This window comes from Flavobacterium sp., from assembly GCF_036405015.1.
In the GTDB taxonomy this organism is placed as follows: Bacteria; Bacteroidota; Bacteroidia; order Flavobacteriales; family Flavobacteriaceae; genus Flavobacterium.
On record NZ_DASWYK010000263.1, the window covers coordinates 1 to 19,281 of the forward strand.

At 31.9% G+C, this 19,281-nt stretch carries 18 protein-coding genes and 1 tRNA gene; 12 read left to right on the forward strand and 7 right to left on the reverse strand.

Annotation, left to right across the window (positions count from 1 at the left end; translation table 11 throughout):
• Positions 1 to 201 (forward strand): hypothetical protein (locus VGE71_RS22900; RefSeq protein WP_331140401.1); only part of this gene is annotated, 201 nt, incomplete at its 5' end.
• A gap of 57 nt (positions 202 to 258) precedes the next feature.
• Here the strand turns inward: VGE71_RS22900 and VGE71_RS22905 are convergent.
• Positions 259 to 333: transfer RNA gene (locus VGE71_RS22905), tRNA-Val, on the reverse strand.
• 263 nt (positions 334 to 596) lie between these two features.
• Here VGE71_RS22905 and VGE71_RS22910 point away from each other — a divergent pair.
• Entirely contained in the window at positions 597 to 2,387 is a 1,791-nt protein-coding gene (locus VGE71_RS22910; protein WP_331140402.1) for an ABC transporter ATP-binding protein, read from the forward strand.
• A gap of 118 nt (positions 2,388 to 2,505) precedes the next feature.
• Here the strand turns inward: VGE71_RS22910 and VGE71_RS22915 are convergent, their stop codons facing one another.
• Positions 2,506 to 3,678 carry a proline dehydrogenase family protein gene (locus VGE71_RS22915; RefSeq protein WP_331140403.1) on the reverse strand — a complete coding sequence of 391 codons (1,173 nt, stop codon included), beginning with the start codon at positions 3,676 to 3,678 and terminating at the stop codon, positions 2,506 to 2,508.
• 237 nt (positions 3,679 to 3,915) lie between these two features.
• On the opposite strand from VGE71_RS22915, the gene aroB reads away from it, so the two are divergent.
• The 5 genes from aroB (at position 3,916) to recQ (ending at position 10,448) form a co-directional block, all read left to right on the forward strand.
• The gene (gene aroB / locus VGE71_RS22920) at positions 3,916 to 4,983 is read left to right on the forward strand and encodes a 3-dehydroquinate synthase (RefSeq protein WP_331140404.1); all 1,068 of its coding nucleotides are present in this window, start codon (positions 3,916 to 3,918) and stop codon (positions 4,981 to 4,983) included.
• Between the two features lie 305 nt (positions 4,984 to 5,288).
• Positions 5,289 to 6,692 carry an arginine decarboxylase gene (locus VGE71_RS22925; protein WP_144212632.1) on the forward strand — a complete coding sequence of 468 codons (1,404 nt, stop codon included), beginning with the start codon at positions 5,289 to 5,291 and terminating at the stop codon, positions 6,690 to 6,692.
• 106 nt (positions 6,693 to 6,798) lie between these two features.
• Entirely contained in the window at positions 6,799 to 7,767 is a 969-nt protein-coding gene (locus VGE71_RS22930; protein WP_057117936.1) for a deoxyhypusine synthase family protein, read from the forward strand.
• An 8-nt stretch (positions 7,768 to 7,775) separates the two neighbouring features.
• Positions 7,776 to 8,192: a DNA primase gene (locus tag VGE71_RS22935; RefSeq protein WP_331140405.1), complete on the forward strand. Its 417-nt coding sequence runs from the start codon at positions 7,776 to 7,778 to the stop codon at positions 8,190 to 8,192.
• A 141-nt stretch (positions 8,193 to 8,333) separates the two neighbouring features.
• On the forward strand, positions 8,334 to 10,448 hold the full coding sequence (gene recQ, locus VGE71_RS22940) for a DNA helicase RecQ (RefSeq protein WP_331140406.1): 2,115 nt from the start codon (positions 8,334 to 8,336) through the stop codon (positions 10,446 to 10,448).
• A gap of 47 nt (positions 10,449 to 10,495) precedes the next feature.
• Here recQ and VGE71_RS22945 read toward each other — a convergent pair whose 3' ends face one another.
• The 4 genes from VGE71_RS22945 to VGE71_RS22960 form a co-directional block, all read right to left on the reverse strand.
• Entirely contained in the window at positions 10,496 to 11,011 is a 516-nt protein-coding gene (locus VGE71_RS22945) for a DinB family protein (RefSeq protein WP_331140407.1), read from the reverse strand.
• A 29-nt stretch (positions 11,012 to 11,040) separates the two neighbouring features.
• Positions 11,041 to 13,626, reverse strand: coding sequence for a phosphoenolpyruvate carboxylase (locus tag VGE71_RS22950; RefSeq protein WP_331140408.1), 2,586 nt, complete (start codon positions 13,624 to 13,626; stop codon positions 11,041 to 11,043).
• 91 nt (positions 13,627 to 13,717) lie between these two features.
• Positions 13,718 to 14,197, reverse strand: coding sequence for an Lrp/AsnC family transcriptional regulator (locus tag VGE71_RS22955; RefSeq protein ID WP_008468989.1), 480 nt, complete (start codon positions 14,195 to 14,197; stop codon positions 13,718 to 13,720).
• 77 nt (positions 14,198 to 14,274) lie between these two features.
• Positions 14,275 to 15,429 carry a M14 metallopeptidase family protein gene (locus VGE71_RS22960; RefSeq protein ID WP_331140409.1) on the reverse strand — a complete coding sequence of 385 codons (1,155 nt, stop codon included), beginning with the start codon at positions 15,427 to 15,429 and terminating at the stop codon, positions 14,275 to 14,277.
• 311 nt (positions 15,430 to 15,740) lie between these two features.
• Here VGE71_RS22960 and VGE71_RS22965 point away from each other — a divergent pair, with 311 nt between their 5' ends.
• Positions 15,741 to 16,184: a helix-turn-helix transcriptional regulator gene (locus VGE71_RS22965; protein ID WP_331140410.1), complete on the forward strand. Its 444-nt coding sequence runs from the start codon at positions 15,741 to 15,743 to the stop codon at positions 16,182 to 16,184.
• A gap of 84 nt (positions 16,185 to 16,268) precedes the next feature.
• On the opposite strand, the gene VGE71_RS22970 is transcribed toward VGE71_RS22965, so the two are convergent.
• Entirely contained in the window at positions 16,269 to 16,820 is a 552-nt protein-coding gene (locus tag VGE71_RS22970; protein WP_331140411.1) for a 1-acyl-sn-glycerol-3-phosphate acyltransferase, read from the reverse strand.
• A 64-nt stretch (positions 16,821 to 16,884) separates the two neighbouring features.
• Between VGE71_RS22970 and VGE71_RS22975 the strand changes: the two genes are divergently transcribed.
• The 4 genes from VGE71_RS22975 to VGE71_RS22990 are packed head-to-tail and all read left to right on the forward strand — an operon-like array spanning position 16,885 to position 19,246.
• Positions 16,885 to 17,550 (forward strand): fused MFS/spermidine synthase, encoded by a 666-nt coding sequence (locus VGE71_RS22975; RefSeq protein WP_331140412.1) that lies wholly within the window; start codon positions 16,885 to 16,887, stop codon positions 17,548 to 17,550.
• A gap of 4 nt (positions 17,551 to 17,554) precedes the next feature.
• Complete coding sequence (locus VGE71_RS22980) at positions 17,555 to 18,232, forward strand: peptidoglycan DD-metalloendopeptidase family protein (protein ID WP_331140413.1); 678 nt, start codon at positions 17,555 to 17,557, stop codon at positions 18,230 to 18,232.
• 6 nt (positions 18,233 to 18,238) lie between these two features.
• On the forward strand, positions 18,239 to 18,715 hold the full coding sequence (locus VGE71_RS22985; protein WP_331140414.1) for a hypothetical protein: 477 nt from the start codon (positions 18,239 to 18,241) through the stop codon (positions 18,713 to 18,715).
• Positions 18,716 to 18,724: 9 nt separating this feature from the next.
• Positions 18,725 to 19,246, forward strand: coding sequence for a hypothetical protein (locus VGE71_RS22990; RefSeq protein WP_331140415.1), 522 nt, complete (start codon positions 18,725 to 18,727; stop codon positions 19,244 to 19,246).
• Positions 19,247 to 19,281: the final 35 nt, after the last annotated feature.

The following is a 19,281-nucleotide window of genomic DNA, read 5'->3' on the forward strand; positions in this document are numbered from 1 at the left end:
AAGTTAGTAGGTTCTGAAAAAATTATCTATTGTGCCGATACTGGCTCAACTGAAATTATAGAGTGTTGGGCAACAGAAGGAATGACGATTGAGTCAGTACTAGATCTTGCCATAACAGAATTTGGAATACCTTCTACAGTAGTGGAGGAAGCAATTGATAAAAGATTTATAATTGAAGATGTTCAAAATCCTATTTATTGAAAAAGTTAAGATAAAAAAAAACTCCAAAATCATAAGACTTTGGAGTTTTGGAATTTGTGGGCGATGAGGGGTTCGAACCCCCGACCCCCTCGGTGTAAACGAGGTGCTCTGAACCAGCTGAGCTAATCGCCCTATTTTACTAGGTTGCTATTGTTTGTGATTGCGAGTGCAAATATACAGCTAGATTTTATATTTACAAGTCTTTTTTTGAAAAAAGTTAAAAATAATTTCATTAGAACATTTAGAAATCTATTTTTCAGCAATTTAAAAATATAGAAAAAAACACGTTTTCTTAATTTTAGTTAAAAATTGAATATAGAAAAGCTATTTCGCAATAAACCTTTTGCAGTAATTTGCTATAATCATACCTTTGCTTACCTTAATTGTATATTCAAATGGCAAGATTTCAAGAAAATGATTTACCAAAAGCTAAATTAAACGCTAACTCTCTTCAAAAAGCACTTCGAATTTTTAAATATGCTAAAAGCCACAAATGGAAATTTTTCCTTGGTTTGATTTTTTTATTTCTAACAAGCGCTACTGCCCTAGCCTTTCCTAAATTAATGGGAATGCTTGTAGATTGCGTTACAAACAAAGATCTTTCTAAAGCAAACGAAATCGCATTGGGATTAATGGCCATTTTAGTGCTTCAGGCCGTTTTTTCTTTTTTCAGAATTTCATTATTTGTAAACTTTACAGAAAATTCCCTTTCAAACATTCGCTTTGCGTTGTATGAAAACCTGATCAAATTACCAATGTCGTTTTACTCTCAAAAACGTGTTGGAGAATTAAACAGTAGAATCAGTGCTGATATTTCTCAATTACAAGATACTTTCAGTACGACAATCGCTGAGTTTTTACGTCAGTTCATTCTAATAATTGGTGGTTTTGTAATCTTAGGAAGCATTAGTCCAAAATTAACTTTAATGATGTTGGCAATTGTGCCTGTTGTAGCGGTTGCTGCCGTAATCTTTGGAAGATTCATTCGTAAATACGGAAAAAAGACACAAGATAAAGTTGCCGAAAGCCAGGTAATCGTTGAAGAAACTTTACAAGGAATCAGCAATGTAAAAGCATTTGCTAACGAATGGTATGAAATTCAACGTTATAAAAACAAAATTAGAGAAATTGTAAAAATTGCTATTAAAGGCGGTCAATACAGAGGTTATTTTGCTTCATTTATTATTCTTTGCCTTTTCGGATGTGTTGTAGCTGTAGTTTGGTACGGAATTACATTAACAATAAAAGGTGAAGTTGAAGGTGTTGGAGATTTGATCTCATTCGTATTATACACAACTTTTATTGGTGCTTCTTTTGGAGGAATTGCCGAAATGTATGCACAGATTCAAAAAGCGGTTGGAGCAACAGAACGTGTTTTTGAATTATTGGAAGAAACTCCAGAGGAAATTAATGCGAAACCTAGACTTACAGCTGTTGAAAAAATAAAAGGGAATGTAGCATTCAAAAATGTTGCTTTCAGTTATCCTTCAAGAAAAGAAGTTCAGGTTTTAAAAGACGTTAATTTCAATGCCGAATTCGGACAAAAAATTGCCATCGTTGGGCCAAGTGGTGCTGGAAAATCTACTATTTCTTCTCTTTTATTGCGTTTTTACGATATCACTTCAGGAGAAATCTCGGTTGACGGAAAAAATATTTATGATTATGATTTAGAAGATCTTCGTGGAAATATGAGTATTGTTCCTCAAGACGTAATTTTATTTGGAGGAACAATTAGAGAAAATATCGCTTACGGAAATCCAAATGCTTCAGAAGAAGAAATTATTGCAGCAGCAAAACAAGCCAATGCTTTCAACTTTGTCGATGGTTTCCCAGAAAAATTCGAAACTTTGGTTGGAGAACGTGGTGTTAAACTTTCTGGAGGTCAGCGTCAACGTATTGCCATTGCAAGAGCATTGCTTAAAAACCCAAGTATTTTGATTTTAGATGAAGCTACATCTTCTTTAGATAGTGAAAGCGAAAAATTAGTTCAGGAAGCTTTAGAAGTTTTAATGGAAGGAAGAACGAGTATTATTATTGCTCACCGACTATCGACGATTAGAAATGCTGATAAAATCCTAGTTTTAGACAACGGAAAAATCTCTGAAGAAGGAACCCATCAAGAGTTAATAAATCTTGAGAATGGTATTTACAAGAATTTAAGTAATCTACAGTTTAGTAACTCTTAATTAAATTCCAAATTTTGAAATTCCAAAATCCAAAACAATAAAAAAACTCCAATCGAAAGATTGGAGTTTTTTGTTCTATCCTGTAAACTGAGACTGAGACTGAGACTGAGACTAAAAACTACTCCTTCCCTTTTCTACGTTTACGTTCTGCTTTAATCATCGATAATTCGCGGCTTGTTTGTCCGGCAACTGAAGTGTTTTCTTCAGCACGACGAATCAAGTATGGCATAACATCTTTAACAGGTCCAAACGGAAGATATTTGGCTACGTTATAACCATTTTCAGCTAAGTTGTAGCTAATATTGTCGCTCATTCCATATAATTGTCCAAACCAGATTCTGTTATCGTTTTTAGCAATTCCTTTCTGTGCCATCATTTCCATAAGTTTGTATGAACTTAATTCGTTATGAGTTCCAGCAAAAATTGACATCGTTTCGATATGATCTAACATATAATTTACAGCAGCATCATAATTATCATCGGTAGCTTGTTTAGAAACACAGATTGGAGAAACATAGCCTTTTTCTTCTGCACGTTTATTTTCTTTTTCCATGTAAGCACCACGAACTAATTTCATTCCGATAAAGAAACCTTCATTTTTCGCAATTTCGTGCAAACCTTTTAAATAATCCAAACGATCCCAACGATACATTTGCAATGTATTGAAGATAATTGCTTTTTCTTTATTGTATTTACGCATCATTTCGGTAACCAAATCATCAGCTGCGTCTTGCATCCAGCTTTCTTCACCATCAATTAACAACGCCACATCTTTTTTGTGAGCCTCGCTACAAACTTCGTCAAAACGTGCTACTACTCTATTCCATTCTTCTTGTTCAGCAGGATTAAGAGTTTGTTTCTCTCCTAATTTTTCATACAATTCAAAACGTCCTAAACCAGTCGGCTTAAATACTGCGAACGGAATTGCTAAACGTTCTTTGGCAAATTCGATAGTTTTTAGGGTCATTTCCAAAGCGGCATCAAACTGCTCTTCCTCTTCTTTTCCTTCAACTGAATAATCCAATACAGACGAAACACCTTTAGTAAACATTTTGTCCACCACGGTCAAACAGTCGTTTTCGTTTACACCACCACAAAAGTGATCAAAAACGGTAGCACGGATTAATCCTTCAACTGGAAGGTGTGCTTTTATTGCAAAATTAGTGACAGCAGTACCAATACGAACCAAAGGCTCGCTATCAATCATTTTAAAAAGAAAATAAGCTCTATCAAGTTCTGTATCACTTTTTAGTGAAAATGCAACCTGAGTGTTATCGAATATTTTTTCCATTAAGTTTAGTTTTTATGCAAAGATAGAGAGTGTTTTGAATATTCTTCACAAAACAGGACGATATTTTTGAGTATCTTTAAATAATAACATAATAAAGCATTCGATTATAAAGCAAATGTTTTATCCTTAATTATAATGTGGATAAATTAGGTACATTTTAAACAAATTAGAGATAAAGTTTGAATATTAATTAGTTTAAAATGCCTTATTTTTGCGCTTTCAATTAACTAAAGAATTATGCAATCTATTCAGGCCAATAATTATCTAGTGCATTTCAACCAAAATGCATACGAAGCTTTAAATAAACATTTAAAAGAGAATAAATACTCCAATATATTTATTATTGTTGACGATCAGACAAACGAATATTGTCTTCCAAAGTTTATTCCGCATTTAGAAACAGATTTAGCGATCGAAATTATTGAGTTTGAAGCTGGAGAAGCAAATAAAAATATCGAAACTTGCATCGAAATCTGGAACATTCTAACAGAGCTTGGAGCAGATAGAAAAACCCTTGTTATTAATGTTGGTGGCGGTGTAGTAACTGATTTAGGTGGTTTTGTCGCTTCTACTTTTAAAAGAGGTGTAGATTTCATCAATGTTCCTACAACATTACTATCTATGGTTGATGCTTCTGTTGGAGGGAAAACGGGTGTTGACTTAGGAAATCTTAAAAACCAGATTGGTGTAATCAATGTGCCGCAAATGGTATTAATTGATACAGAATATTTAGAAACTTTACCACAAACCGAAATGCGATCTGGTTTAGCCGAAATGCTTAAACATGGTTTAATTTACGATGCGCCTTATTGGAGACAGTTTTCAGAGTTAAAATCTATTGTTTTTGATGAATTGGATCAATTGATTTATCGTTCTGTTGAAATTAAAAATGAAATCGTTATTCAGGATCCAACAGAAAAAAACATTCGTAAAGCCTTAAATTTCGGACATACTCTAGGTCATGCTATTGAAGGATATTTTTTAGAAAGTGAAGAAAAAACAACTTTATTACATGGAGAGGCTATTGCTGTCGGAATGATTTTAGAAAGTTATATTTCATTGAAGAAAAATTTAATTTCTGAAGAAGAATACAGAGAAATCAAAACCATTATTAAGGGGATTTATGATGATGTTATTTTTGAAGAAAATGACATCAATCCGATATTAGAATTGCTTATTCATGACAAAAAAAATGAATATGGTTTAATTCAATTTGCGTTGATTGAAGGAATCGGTAAGATAAAAATTAACCAATCCGTTGAAAATAAATTAATTCTAGACGCGTTTCAAGATTATAAATCTTAAACTTTTTTTAATCGAAAGCGTTGCATTTGGTATATTTTATTTTTTACATTTGCCCCATGAAAACAAACAAGCAGCAAAGAAATTTTAGCTCTTATCGAAACCGTCTCAACAGTTCTTTATTAAGAATGTTGAATCGTTTTTACAATAGTAAAAGTCCGCTTTGTTTTGATGTTTTCCAATGTTCAAAAGCCGAGCACGAAAAACTGCCGATTATATTCGCCAATATTAGAGTTTGAATTTAAGATTTAGTACCTTAATATCTAAATTACAAGTAAAAATTACAATCTCTAAAAATTGACAAATAAATGAATACAAAATATTCGGATCTAATAAACCAAACATACTACTTTCCACAAGAGGAATTTAAACTAAACAAAGACAACTTATTGTTTCACAATATCGATTTGATGAAATTGGTTGAACAATACGGAACACCGTTAAAGTTTACTTATTTGCCTCAGATTTCTGAAAACATCAATAAAGCGAAAGCTTGGTTCAGAAAATCGATGGAAAAAAACAAATACGACGCAAAATACTACTATTGTTATTGTACAAAAAGTTCTCATTTTGAATATATTATGAATGAGGCATTTAAAAACAATATTCACATCGAAACTTCATCTGCATTTGATGTAAACATCGTAGAGAATTTGTTGGAGAATGGTAAAATCAATAAAAGTACTTACGTAATCTGTAACGGTTTCAAAAGAGACGAATACATTTCTAATATCGCAAGATTAATCAACAACGGACATAAAAATACTATTCCGATTATTGATAATTATGAAGAGTTAGATTTACTTCAAGCAGAAATTAAAGGAAAATTCAAAATTGGAATTCGTATTGCTGCTGAGGAAGAGCCTAAATTTGAGTTTTATACTTCAAGATTAGGAATTGGTTACAAAAACATTGTTTCTTTCTATAAAAAACAAATCCAGGAAAACGATAAATTAGAGCTTAAAATGCTTCACTTCTTTATCAATACTGGAATCAACGATACATCATATTACTGGAATGAGCTTGTAAAATGTATTAAAGTATACATTGCTCTTAAAAAAGAGTGCCCTACTCTTGACGGTTTGAACATTGGAGGTGGTTTCCCAATTAAAAACTCACTTGCCTTTGAATATGATTATCAATACATGATTGATGAAATTATCAATCAAATCAAAATTGCTTGTGATGAAGCTGAAGTTGATGTTCCAAATATTTTTACGGAATTTGGATCATTTACTGTAGGCGAAAGCGGTGGTGCAATCTATCAGATTTTGTATCAAAAACAACAAAATGATAGAGAAAAATGGAATATGATTGATTCTTCTTTCATTACCACTTTACCAGATACTTGGGCTATAAACAAACGTTTTATTATGCTAGCGGTAAATCGCTGGAATGATACCTACGAACGGGTTCTGTTGGGAGGTCTGACTTGTGATAGTGACGATTATTACAACTCAGAGCAAAACATGAATGCCATTTATTTGCCAAAGTATAACAAAGAGAAACCTTTATATATTGGTTTCTTTAATACTGGAGCTTATCAGGAGACAATTGGAGGATACGGAGGTTTACACCACTGTTTAATTCCACAACCAAAACATATTCTAATTGACAGAGACGAAAACGGAATTCTGGCAACTGAGGTATTCTCAGAACAACAGACTTCAGACGACGTTTTGAAGATTTTAGGATACAAAAAAAAGTTGTAAAAAAACGGCAAATTAAGTAATGGATATCTTTAGAAAATTCTTAATTTGCATTAACATCCAAAAAGGTTAAACTTTTTAATTCAAAAAAAAAACAAAAACAAAAGAAATGAAAGGACCAATCAGTCAGTTTATTGAAAAACATTATTTGCATTTTAACTCTGCTTCATTAGTTGATGCTGCAAAAGCATACGAGCAGCAATTAGCCGATGGTGCAAAGATGCTTGTGAGTATGGCTGGCGCAATGAGTACAGCTGAAATTGGTAAAATTTTTGCCGAAGTAATCAGACAAGACAAAGTACATATTATTTCATGTACTGGTGCGAATCTAGAAGAAGACATCATGAATTTGGTAGCTCATTCTCACTATGAAAGAGTTCCTAATTACCGTGATTTAACTCCGGAAGACGAATGGGCTTTATTAGAAAGAGGATTAAACCGTGTTACAGATACATGTATTCCTGAACATGAAGCTTTCCGTCGTTTACAAAAACACATTTACAAAATTTGGAAAGATGCAGATGATAAAGGAGAACGTTATTTTCCGCATGAATTCATGTATAAAATGTTGTTGTCTGGTGTACTGGAAGAATATTACGAAATTGATTTAAAAGATAGCTGGATGTATGCAGCTGCAGAGAAAAATTTACCGATTATCGTACCAGGATGGGAAGATAGTACAATGGGAAATATCTTTGCTTCATACGTAATTAAAGGAGATTTAAAAGCATCTACCATGAAATCTGGAATTGAATACATGACTTTCCTTGCGGATTGGTATTCTAAAAACAGTTCAAACGGAATTGGATTTTTCCAAATCGGTGGTGGTATTGCTGGGGACTTCCCTATCTGTGTTGTACCAATGTTGTACCAAGATATGGAAATGCATGATGTTCCGTTCTGGAGCTATTTCTGCCAAATTTCAGATTCGACAACCAGTTATGGTTCTTATTCTGGAGCAGTTCCAAATGAAAAAATCACTTGGGGTAAATTAGACATCAAAACCCCGAAATTTATTATTGAGTCGGATGCGACTATCGTTGCTCCGTTAATTTTTGCATATTTATTAGATTTATAAAATAATTTATGAAAAGAGTTATAGTAGACTACGCTAAACTTACCAATGAAATTTTGAACCTTTTGGTGGAGAAATTTCCTGATGGTTACGATGATTCGGATGTAATCCGTTTTAGAAATGCTAAAAACGAATTGGTTGAAGCTGTTGAAGTTCGTACTGAGGATACTATTTATTTAGTAAAAATTAGTACTAAATTGGCTGACAGAATTGAAAACTACGATGAAGATGATGATTTAGATGTTGACGTAGATGCAATTGCACCAGTTAAAGGTATGGATCTTGATGACGATATCAGCGACGATGACGATGATGATGATAATCAAGACAAACCTGATACTGACGGAGGTGATGACGATGACGATGATGATGACAACGATAAAGCAGATACAGATTACGATGATGAAGATGAGGACGATGAAGATTAATTCATTTTCTTAAAATATTAAAAGGAACTCTATTTGGGTTCCTTTTTTTTATTTTGAATTAAACTTTAAACGAAATTTATATTTTTATGTTTTGTAAGATTATTTTTAATTTTATATTTATAACATAAAAATTATACGCCTATGACTTCAGAAATTTTACACGCTACTCTAAAAGAAAACTTTGGTTTTGAGAAATTCAGACCAAATCAGGAAACGATTATCAATACCATACTTTCGGGGCAAGATGCATTAGCCATTATGCCGACTGGAGGAGGAAAATCAATATGTTTTCAACTTCCTGCTTTAATTCTACCGGGAATTACAATTGTAATTTCTCCGCTTATCGCATTAATGAAAGACCAGGTTGATAGTTTAAAAACCAACGGTATATCAGCTTGTTATATTAATAGTTCGCAATCTTCGCAAGAACAGCAATATTATATAGATAATCTAAAATCAAACACTTTTAAATTAGTTTATATTGCTCCCGAAAGTTTATCTTATTTAGATATGGCTTTTAATGAGCTAAATATTAGTCTGATAGCAATTGACGAAGCACACTGTATTTCGTCTTGGGGTCATGATTTCAGACCTGCTTATACCAATTTGGGATATCTCAAAAGTCGCTTCCCTTCTACTCCAGTTTTGGCATTAACAGCTACAGCTGACAAAGCAACCCGTACAGATATTACAAAACAATTAAACTTAATAAGACCTAAAACTTTCATTGCTTCTTTTGATAGAAAAAATTTAAGTCTAGAAGTACGTCCTGCTTTGGATCGAGTTAAACAGATTGTCGATTTTATTGAAGATAGACCTAACGAATCTGGAATTATTTATTGCCTCAGTCGTAAAACTACAGAAGAACTTGCTGAAAAATTAAAGAAAAATGGAATTACAGCAAAAGCATACCACGCAGGATTAGATACTGAAACTCGTGCAAAAACTCAGGATCAGTTTATTAATGATGACTGTCAGGTAGTTTGTGCTACAATTGCTTTCGGAATGGGAATCGACAAATCGAATGTTCGCTGGGTAATTCACTATAATCTTCCAAAAAATATTGAAGGATATTATCAGGAAATCGGAAGAGCTGGACGCGATGGACTTCCAGCAGAAACTGTCCTTTTTGAAAGTTATGCTGATGTAATCCAACTTCAAAAATTTGCCTCAGAAGGATTGAATGCTGATATCCAGCTGGCAAAATTGGATCGTATGAAACAGTATGCAGATGCTGTAAGCTGTCGTAGAAAAATTCTGTTATCTTATTTTGGAGAATTGGTTACAGAGAATTGCGGAAACTGCGATATTTGCAAAAATCCTCCAACTTTTTTCGATGGTACGATTCTCGCGCAAAAAGCATTGTCTGCTATTGTACGTTTAAAAGAATCCGAACCTTTAGCCGTAATTGTCGATTTTTTGAGAGGCTCGAGAAATGCATATATCTACGAAAAAAATTATCAAGAGCTAAAAACGTACGGAATTGGTGCTGATGTTTCTTGGTATGATTGGAATCAATATTTAATTCAGCTCATCAATTTAGGATATTGCGAAATAGCCTTTCATCAACACAACAAAATATTACTTACTCCTTTTGCTAAAAAAGTCTTGTTTGAAGGAGAAAAAGTAAAATTGACAACAGTCGTTAAGAAAACTGTTGATAAAAACGAAATCAAACAAGAGAAAGTCAAAGTGGCTAAAAATTCTCTTTTTGAAACCCTACGAAAATTGCGCTACGAAATTGCTCAGGAAGAAGAAGTTCCTGCTTACGTTATTTTCAGTGACGCTTCGTTACGTCAAATGGAAATTTTAAGACCAATGACAGATGAAGATTTCCTTGCCGTTGAAGGTGTTGGTAAAGCAAAACTAGAAAAATACGGATCAGAATTTATCAATGCGATAATTGAATTTTATAAGAATAAATCGGTTGTCAAAAAAGAAAAAAAAGAAAATACGTATAAGAAAACTTTAGAATTATTTGAGAGCGGAATCTCTGTAGAGGAAATAGCTGAAAGCCGAAATTTAGGACGCACCACAATTATTTCTCATTTAGCGAAACTATATGTTGATGGACACCAGATAGATTTAAGTCAATTTGTTTCGGAAGATGAAATTTCAAAAATTGAAAAAGCACAAATAGAACTTGAAAAACCAGAGACTTTGAGACCTTACTTCGAATATTTTGAAGAAAAGATGTCTTATGATAAAATTAGATTTGGCTTAGCTTTTATTGAACGAAAGAGTCAAACCATCTAAAATAAAAAAATCCTGTGAATCAACTTCACAGGATTTTTTTTTATCTCTTACAAATATCTTTCTTCAAAAACTTTTTGATGATGTTTTTGATGTCCGATTATTACAAAACCTAATGCACGAACAGAAATTTGATTACCAGAAGCAGTTCCAATTCTTTTAAGCTGTTCATCAGATAGACTTTTGTAAAACAATAAATTTGAATGTCTTACAGCAGAGAATTCAGTTAGCAAATCCTGAATACTTCGAGAATTTGCATCAGTATTATCAGCATAATCACTTTCTTCAAAACTTGGCAAAGGTGTTTTATCATTTCTTGAAAAACGTAAAGCGCGGTAAGCAAAAATCCTTTCAGTATCTATTACATGCTGAATGATCTCTTTAATCGTCCACTTCCCTTCTGCGTAGCGATAATCAAATTTATCCATCGGAATATTTTGAACAAATCGGATAAATTCATGAAGAGAAATTTCTAATTCTTCGATTAATTTTCCATCACCAGCTTCTTTAAGGTAAGTGCCAAAATGACCTGCGTATTCGTTTTCTAAAATATCACTGACATTCATATTTAATGAATTTTAAATTTATAATTCGGTTAAGCTGAATTTCTACTAGCATTTGTATTTCCGAAAAGTGATCTAGTTACGATTTTTTCATAAACTTTAATCAATTCTTCGTTTTGAACTTCTTCTTTATTCAATTCATTAATTCTCAATAAAGCATATTGCTGAATCGTCAATAATGGCAATACAATACGCTCTCTAATTTGAATTGAAGCAATACCATCAGGATAATTTTCCATCAAAGTTTTGTGACCTGCAATTTTCAAAAGCAGTCTTTTCGTTTCAGAAAATTCATCGTGAATGATATTCCAGAACTCGCCAAATTCAGGATCTTTACTCATGTAAGCTGTTAATGGCAAGAATGATTTTGCCAATGACATCATACTGTTTTCAAGTAAAGTTTTGAAAAATAATGAATTATGATATAAATCACTTACTTTATCCCATTGTCCGTTTTCTTCAAAATGTTTTAAAGCCGAACCCACTCCAAAGAATCCAGGAACGTTTTGTTTCAATTGGCTCCAAGAACCTACAAACGGAATCGCTCTTAAATCAGCAAAATCTAAAGATTCAGATTTGCTTCTTTTTGAAGGACGGCTTCCAATGTTCGTTTTAGAGTAATATTTCAACGTACTCATCTTTTCCAAATAAGGAATAAACTTTGGATGATTTTTAAAACTTAAATATTTTTGGTATCCTAAGTCAGCTAACTGGTTCAAAATCTGAGTTTCATCAGCTGACAATTCATTTTTATCTTTACTAAAAACCTGATTAGTAACACCAGCAGTTACCAAGTTTTCAATATTATAACGGCAAGAATCTAAAGTTCCGAAATTAGAACTAATTGTTTGTCCCTGAACAGTGATTTGAATTTCTTTGTTTTCAATTTTCGGTCCTAAAGAAGCATAGAATTTATGTGTTTTTCCACCACCACGAGCAGGAGGTCCACCACGTCCATCAAAGAAAATAGCTTTGATTCCGTATTTTCTAGAAATTTCAGTTAAAGAAATTTTAGCTTGATAAATACTCCAGTTAGCCATCAAATAACCACCATCTTTAGTTCCATCAGAGAAACCAAGCATGATAGTTTGCTCATTTCCTCTAGATTGTAAATGTTTAGAATATTCTGGATTAGTATACAACTGCTCCATAATAGAATGTGCATTTTGCAAATCATCAACAGATTCGAAAAGTGGAATAATATCTACTGACGGATTTTCCCAATTGTTCAAACGAATCATGGCAAAAGTCTCCATCACGTTCAAAGCACTTTCGTTATTACTGATAATATAACGATTAGCCCCTTCTTCACCATTATTATGCTGAATTGTTTTAATTGCCTGAACAGATTCTAAAGTAGATCTTGTGATTTCATCTTCAAAATCAGCAGGATTTAAATTTCCTTTTACTTTAGATAAAACATCAATTTTTTGATCTTCTGTTAATTCATAGTAGTTTTTAGGAAAAATATCAGAACCTGCACTTAAGTAATAGTTTACAACATCTTTAAAAACTTTGTTGTGAATTTTACTGTTTTGACGAATATCCAAAGTTGCAAAATGGAATCCGAACAAATTGATTTTTACCAAAAGTGCTTCTAATTCATCTAAATATAAAGACTGATGTTTTTCAATTATGATTGCTCTAATTTTGTTTAATTGAGTCAATAATTCTTCCAAAGTAATAAAAATATCACCTTTAGAATAAAAAACAGAACGGTAAAGTTTATGTTCAAGATCGGCTACTAAAGTATCTACACCTGAGAAAGTTAGCTTACGTTTAAGATTTCTCATTTCAACATAATAACACTTTAAAATTGAAGTACGTAAACGATCTGCAACTTTAAGTGTGATTTCTGTAGTAACGAAAGGATTTCCATCACGATCACCTCCAGGCCAGAAACCAAGTTTGATCAACTGATTTTGAATCTGATTTCCTTCCATAATATTCTTCTGAAGATAATGTACAATTTCTCCAGCTGTAGCGTAGAATACATTCTCTAAAAACCAAATTAAACTCACGGCTTCATCGTAAGGATTTGGTTTTTCATGCTGAATAAAAGGAGTTTTTCCCAGCTGCGCCAATAATTGTTTTATCTGTAATAAATCGTTTTGGCGAATTGCTTCAGTCAAATCATTGATAATTCCTAAAACTGGTCCAGGATAAAATTGAGTTGGATGCGCTGTTAAAACCGTACGAACATTGAAGTTTTCTAAAAACTCTACCAATTCGTCATCTTTTTCTTTAGCATCAGATTTTTCTTTGATGTCACGCAAAGATCCGCGTCCTTCCATGTTATTTACTTCTGGAAATGCAGCATCTTCAATAGCATCAAACAATACAATTTGACGTTCGATATACTGAATAAATCGGAACATTAAATCGACTTTTTCAGTTTCAGAAGCGTTGTTTAAGAATTTATTTGAAAAGAATTCAAAGATTTCTTTTGGTGTTTCTTGTTTTTTAAAGCCCGTTTCGCAAGTTTCTGTAAATAAAGGAAGTAAAACTCCTGTATTATCTATAGAATCAAAAGGTAATGTTATAAAAACACTATTATAAATGTGGTATTTTGAGAGAACGTCTTGATTAAAACGTTCAATTTTTGGCAACGTATACATAATTGTGTTGTAGTTGGTTGGTTAATTAGTCATAAAAAAACCCCAAGAATAAACTTGAGGTATATTTTAATATAGCATTCAAGAAAAGTTCTTACATATTTTTGAAAATAGTATGCATCAAACGCTTCTTATCGTTTATACTTTCCTCTAAAGAGATCATAGTTTCAGTTCTGTACACACCATCGATATCATCAATCATGAAAATAACTTCTTTTGCGTGTTTAGTATCTTTTGCTCTAATTTTGCAAAAAATATTGAATTTCCCTGTAGTTACAGAAGCTACAGTAACGAATGGAATTTGGTTAATTCGCTCTAATACAAATTTTGTCTGAGAGGTATTATTCAGAAATACACCCACATAAGCAATAAATGAATACCCTAATTTATCGTAATCCAAGGCTAAAGAAGATCCCATGATAATACCGGCATCCTCCATTTTTTTAACTCTAACGTGTACCGTACCAGCAGATATCAAAAGTTTTTTTGCAATGTCAGTAAACGGAACTCTCGTGTTGTCTATTAACATATCTAAAATCTGGTGATCTACTTCATCTAAACGAAATTTACTCATAATTGTTTAATTAATATTACTAATTGCTATTACAAAGTATAAAATTATATATAAAAAACAACAAATTCACATAAAAATTAACTTTTTATTAATCCGTTAACAAATTTAACATTTTTGTTTAAATAAAAATTTGCTTTTTGACCCACTTTTGGAAAATTTGAGAAATCATCCGAATATTCTTCGCCTTTTGCGTCATATTCATAATGTCCAAAGAAATTTTCCAACTCACCTACTTCAGCAATGTAAGCGTTAAAATGAATCTTATTTTCGATTAATTCTTCTTTGTATTGAGCGACAAAATTCGTAATAATTTCGATACCATCATAATTTATTTTGACATTTTTATACATAAAATCATAAAAAACCACATTATTTTGTGAAATATTCAAATATTCACCAAATCGATTATCAACTAAATCGTTTTCGGAAATTTGTTTGAAGCTTAAAATTAACGCGAAAAAGATGTATTTGCGTGTAATTTCCCTGTCGTAGTCACCTGGATAATGACCTGCCTCAAATAAGATTGTTGGAACTCCCAAATATTGAAAAGTGTCTCCAATACAATTAATATTGAACGAATCATCAAAACGTCCAACCTGACCTGGAATAAATTCTTGAAGTACTTTATTGATTTCTGCAATAATGTTTATAGCTTTTAATCTATTCTCGTTAACTTCTCTTTCTTCATTATAAGAAGGTGCCAAAAAAGACACTGTTGCAGGTTTTCCTGTAGTTCCAGCACCAAATATAGTACGCTGGTCATGAAGATTGAAACAATAATGAGGTTTGAAATTCTCAAAAACATTACGTAAAACATTGCTTTCAGGCTGTGTTAAATCTTGAGAATCACGATTTAAATCTATTTCATTGGCATTAGCTCTTGTGTATAATCTTGCGCCGTCTGGGTTTAAAATAGGAATAGAAAGAAAGGTAAATGTCTCCAACATTCTTTTAGCAAAATCAGTTTCTCCGTTTAATAAATTGATAAAATCAAATAATGCCTTTGTAGTAGTACTTTCGTTTCCGTGCATTTGTGACCACAAATAAACACGAGTTGGACCAGTTCCAATTTGATAACTATATATAAGTTCACCTAAAACAGATTGCCCAACAATTTGAACCTGTTCGTTAGTATTTAGTTTATCTAAAAGAGGTTGAATATGATCTAAAGTTAGATATCTTCCTGAGATGGTTGTCTCTTTATATTGTGTAAAAAGTTGTTCTAAATTCATTGTGTTTTGATTAGTTTACAAAAGTAAACATCTTTATTTTTACAATTGTGAAAGAGTAAAAGCTTTAACAATTTAATATTGTAAACAAATTTTTAAAACAGAATGATAGGTTTAGTATTGTTTGTGTTTTTAAAAACAAAAAGTGTTAAATTTAATAGCTATTTAATTGTAAATCAAATACTAAAATTGTTTTGTTTAAATTTAAAATTTAAGTAAAAACTGATTTATTATTATACTAAACTAATTGAAATTGCTTTACTATTTCTTTTTGTTTACATTTGTAAATAGCTGATTTTAAACTATTTTTCACAATGGTAAACATAGACGATTTTGTTAAAAGACTTGAAATGGTGCTAGACTATTATGGTTTAAATGCTTCTTCATTTGCAGATAAAATTGGAGTTCAACGTTCGAGTATGTCTCATCTTTTATCTGGAAGGAATAAACCTAGTTTAGATTTTATATTGAAAATTCTGGAAGTTTTTCCGGAAGTAGATTTATATTGGATTTTGATTGGAAGAGGAAATTTTCCTGATAATGATAAAAAAATTGAAAAATTAAAATCTCTATCTCCTACTTCGCATCATTCGAACACAGACGAAAATTTATTATCTCCTATAGAATTTTATAAAGACAAAAAAACTGAAAAGAGTTTTTCAGAATTACAGAACAGGAATATAAATCTCAATGATGACGAAATTGAGAAAATTGTTCTTTTTTATAAAAATGGGACTTTTAAAGCCTATTTGCCGTAATTCAAAAATTAGCGCGTATTTGGAGTTTGGTACAGAAAATTTTCAAATACGCGATTCTCACGCGTTTGAAAAAATTCTCAGATTTTACAATTTGACTCCATTTTCTGGAATTTTCCCCAAAACTCCTTTATAGTGTTTCTTTAAAATTTCGAAATCTGCTTCGTAATTTCCAGTTGGGTAAAATGGTTCGCCAAGATTTACTTCTTTTTTGCCCCAATCAAAAGCTACGGGAACAATTGGTACTTTCGCTTTAAGCGCAATAAAATAAAATCCAGTTTTAATTTCTTTTACTTCTTTACGAGTTCCTTCGGGGGCAACCGCAAGACGAAAGACTTCTTTACGTTCAAAAATGGCAGCAATAGAATCAACTTTATTTAAGCCACCTGAACGATCTAGAGGTTCGCCTCCCACATTTCTGAAATAATATCCAAAAGGAAATCGAAACAATTCTTTTTTTCCAACCCAATTCATTTGCAGTCCAGAAATGCCACGAGTAAAAAGTCCGATATAAAAATCATGATTGCTTGTATGCGGCATTACCATCAAGATACATTTTTTTATTTCGGCATTTTTCAATCCTACTATCTTCCAGCCCATTAGCTTAAAAAATAAGAATTTGTACAATAGTTTTTTCATTAAACACTTATTATTTGGTGCAAAATAAAAGATTTAATGGTAAATTTGAGTAAAAGCATACAAAATGATTCAAAAATTTTTCAGTTATATAATCCCCATAAAAATATTTAAAAAGAAATCTGCAAGAAGCAAAACAATTGAAGTCACATGGGCAAATGGTGAATTAGTTTTAGATACTGAAAATACTAATTATTCGTATGGAAGTCTGCAACGCATATTAAGATATGGACTTCGAAATATTGGCTATGATAACATTTTAAAAATGGATCATATTTTGTTGTTGGGTGTTGCTGGCGGAAGTGTAGTAAAAACGCTGGTTGATGAAATTAACTATAAAGGGAAAATTACAGGAGTCGAAATTGATCCTGAAATGATTCAGATAGCCAATCAATATTTTAATCTCAATCAAATTAAGCAATTAGAAGTTGTTATTGATGACGCGTTTGAATTTGTTTTAAAAACCAAAGACAAATACAACCTTATTATTATTGATATTTTTGAAGATACTAATATGCCTAACTTCTTGTTTGAAAAGTTTTTTTTGGATAGAATTTGCACTTTATTAAAAGAAGACGGATTTATCTTATTCAATACTATGATTTTGGATGAAGCGCATAACGTAAGAAATCGAAAGTATATTTCTGAAGTAAATAATGCATTGTTTACTAGCAAAATGTTGCCTCGAATAGAAGTGCACAATGAAATAATAATTATAAAAAAAGTAGCCTAGTTTTATGAAGCCCCTCACCTCAATATTAAATGCCTTACCACCTACTAAAATAATTGATGAAACAATTCCTGTTTCACAATATACGCCGTTGAATCTATCGGTTTCAAATGAGGAATTAGTTGCTCAAAAACTTGATACATCAGAAGATTTCGAAAAATATATTTTTAGTTATCTCAAAAAGAATAAAGCCAAAGTTGCTTTTGGAGGTTACATAGAAGGTCGTTCCTTATACCAAAGAAGCACTATTTTTTTTAACGAATCGAAACCGGAGCGTAATATTCATATTGGTTTAGATTTATGGACAAAAGCCGGAACTGCGGTTCTTGCTGCTTTAGATGGTAAAGTGCATAGTTTTAAAAATAATATTGGTTTGGGTGATTATGGTCCAACTATAATATTGGAACATGAAGTCGAAAAAGAAAAATTTTATACTTTATATGGACATTTGTCGTTAGAAAGTATAGAAAACTTAACGATCGGAGACAAATTTAAAAAGGGAGATAAAATTGCTGCCCTTGGAAATGCCTCAGTAAATGGAGATTATGCGCCACATGTCCATTTTCAAATTATTCACAAAATTGATGATTATTGGGGAGATTATCCAGGTGTCTGCAATGCAAAAGACCTAAACTTTTATATAGAAAATTGCCCCGATCCTAACTTATTATTAAAAATTACTTAAATAGTTATGAAGAAAGCAGGATTGATTATATGTTTGTTATTATTAATTGGATGTAAATCTAAAATAGTAAGCCGAGATACAGAAGATTTAAAAATTAAGAAAGTTTCTGGTGCCGAAATAAACTCAAGTCAACAGCAAAAAGCTTATGATTTAGGAAAAAGAGTTTTACTAACTTGTAATACTTCAAAATTTAAACCTTTTAATGAAACTGAAGTAACCAAATCGGTAATGGAAAATACGACCGAGGAACGTTTAACCAAGACCTGTCAAAGGTTTAGACAATATTACGGAAGTTTTATAGATTTAAAATTGGATGGAGTTTACAAAACAAAGCATGAAGTAATTTATCGTTATCACGCTTTATACACTAAGAAAGTCGCAAACAAAGAATTACGAATTTTTGTAAATGATGAAAATCTCATTTCTGCAATAAAATCAATGGATTGGGATGAGAAATTTGATGCTAAACTTACGAATCAATAAATTAAAAATATGAATTTAAAATTATCACTTCTTATCCTATTGTTTATCTCGACTTTTGCAAATGCGCAGCAAACTATAACGGTAAAAGGCTCTAGCTTTCCGGCAACACAAGAGTACACTTTTATCTGCGAAAAATATGCGTTTTCAGGTGAAGCCAAAATTCAGATTGCTAAAACAGATAAGGGAGGTATTTTAAAAATAACTATTACAACTGCAAATGATAAAGCCAGAATTGCTGGCGGATTATATGTGGATCTGACAAATGCCGACGTTATTGCCTGTACAGACAAAAATGTAAAAGAATCTGCAGATGGTACAACAACTTCATATTATTACTTTACTCCTGCAGAATGGCTGAAATTAAAGAAAACTGATATTTACGCAGTTCGCTTTATAATCGCCGGAGGGCCAGATACTTTTGGAAACCAAACAGGTTATTTTACGGCATATAGTAAAATGAATTATTTTTCGACAGCATTTGATAAATCGAAAAAAACATTTGATACAGCAAAAGAAATTAGTGTTTTGTAGTGATTTTTTAGTCGAATAAATCTTATATTTAACAT

Excerpts from the sequence above, each read along its gene's own strand:
- VGE71_RS22910 (WP_331140402.1), top strand. The coding sequence starts at position 597 with ATGGCAAGATTTCAAGAAAATGATTTACCAAAAGCTAAATTAAACGCT.
- VGE71_RS22915 (WP_331140403.1), bottom strand. The coding sequence starts at position 3,678 with ATGGAAAAAATATTCGATAACACTCAGGTTGCATTTTCACTAAAAAGT.
- aroB (WP_331140404.1), top strand. The coding sequence starts at position 3,916 with ATGCAATCTATTCAGGCCAATAATTATCTAGTGCATTTCAACCAAAAT.
- VGE71_RS22925 (WP_144212632.1), top strand. The coding sequence starts at position 5,289 with ATGAATACAAAATATTCGGATCTAATAAACCAAACATACTACTTTCCA.
- VGE71_RS22930 (WP_057117936.1), top strand. The coding sequence starts at position 6,799 with ATGAAAGGACCAATCAGTCAGTTTATTGAAAAACATTATTTGCATTTT.
- VGE71_RS22935 (WP_331140405.1), top strand. The coding sequence starts at position 7,776 with ATGAAAAGAGTTATAGTAGACTACGCTAAACTTACCAATGAAATTTTG.
- recQ (WP_331140406.1), top strand. The coding sequence starts at position 8,334 with ATGACTTCAGAAATTTTACACGCTACTCTAAAAGAAAACTTTGGTTTT.
- VGE71_RS22945 (WP_331140407.1), bottom strand. The coding sequence starts at position 11,011 with ATGAATGTCAGTGATATTTTAGAAAACGAATACGCAGGTCATTTTGGC.
- VGE71_RS22950 (WP_331140408.1), bottom strand. The coding sequence starts at position 13,626 with ATGTATACGTTGCCAAAAATTGAACGTTTTAATCAAGACGTTCTCTCA.
- VGE71_RS22955 (WP_008468989.1), bottom strand. The coding sequence starts at position 14,197 with ATGAGTAAATTTCGTTTAGATGAAGTAGATCACCAGATTTTAGATATG.
- VGE71_RS22960 (WP_331140409.1), bottom strand. The coding sequence starts at position 15,429 with ATGAATTTAGAACAACTTTTTACACAATATAAAGAGACAACCATCTCA.
- VGE71_RS22965 (WP_331140410.1), top strand. The coding sequence starts at position 15,741 with ATGGTAAACATAGACGATTTTGTTAAAAGACTTGAAATGGTGCTAGAC.
- VGE71_RS22970 (WP_331140411.1), bottom strand. The coding sequence starts at position 16,820 with ATGAAAAAACTATTGTACAAATTCTTATTTTTTAAGCTAATGGGCTGG.
- VGE71_RS22975 (WP_331140412.1), top strand. The coding sequence starts at position 16,885 with ATGATTCAAAAATTTTTCAGTTATATAATCCCCATAAAAATATTTAAA.
- VGE71_RS22980 (WP_331140413.1), top strand. The coding sequence starts at position 17,555 with ATGAAGCCCCTCACCTCAATATTAAATGCCTTACCACCTACTAAAATA.
- VGE71_RS22985 (WP_331140414.1), top strand. The coding sequence starts at position 18,239 with ATGAAGAAAGCAGGATTGATTATATGTTTGTTATTATTAATTGGATGT.
- VGE71_RS22990 (WP_331140415.1), top strand. The coding sequence starts at position 18,725 with ATGAATTTAAAATTATCACTTCTTATCCTATTGTTTATCTCGACTTTT.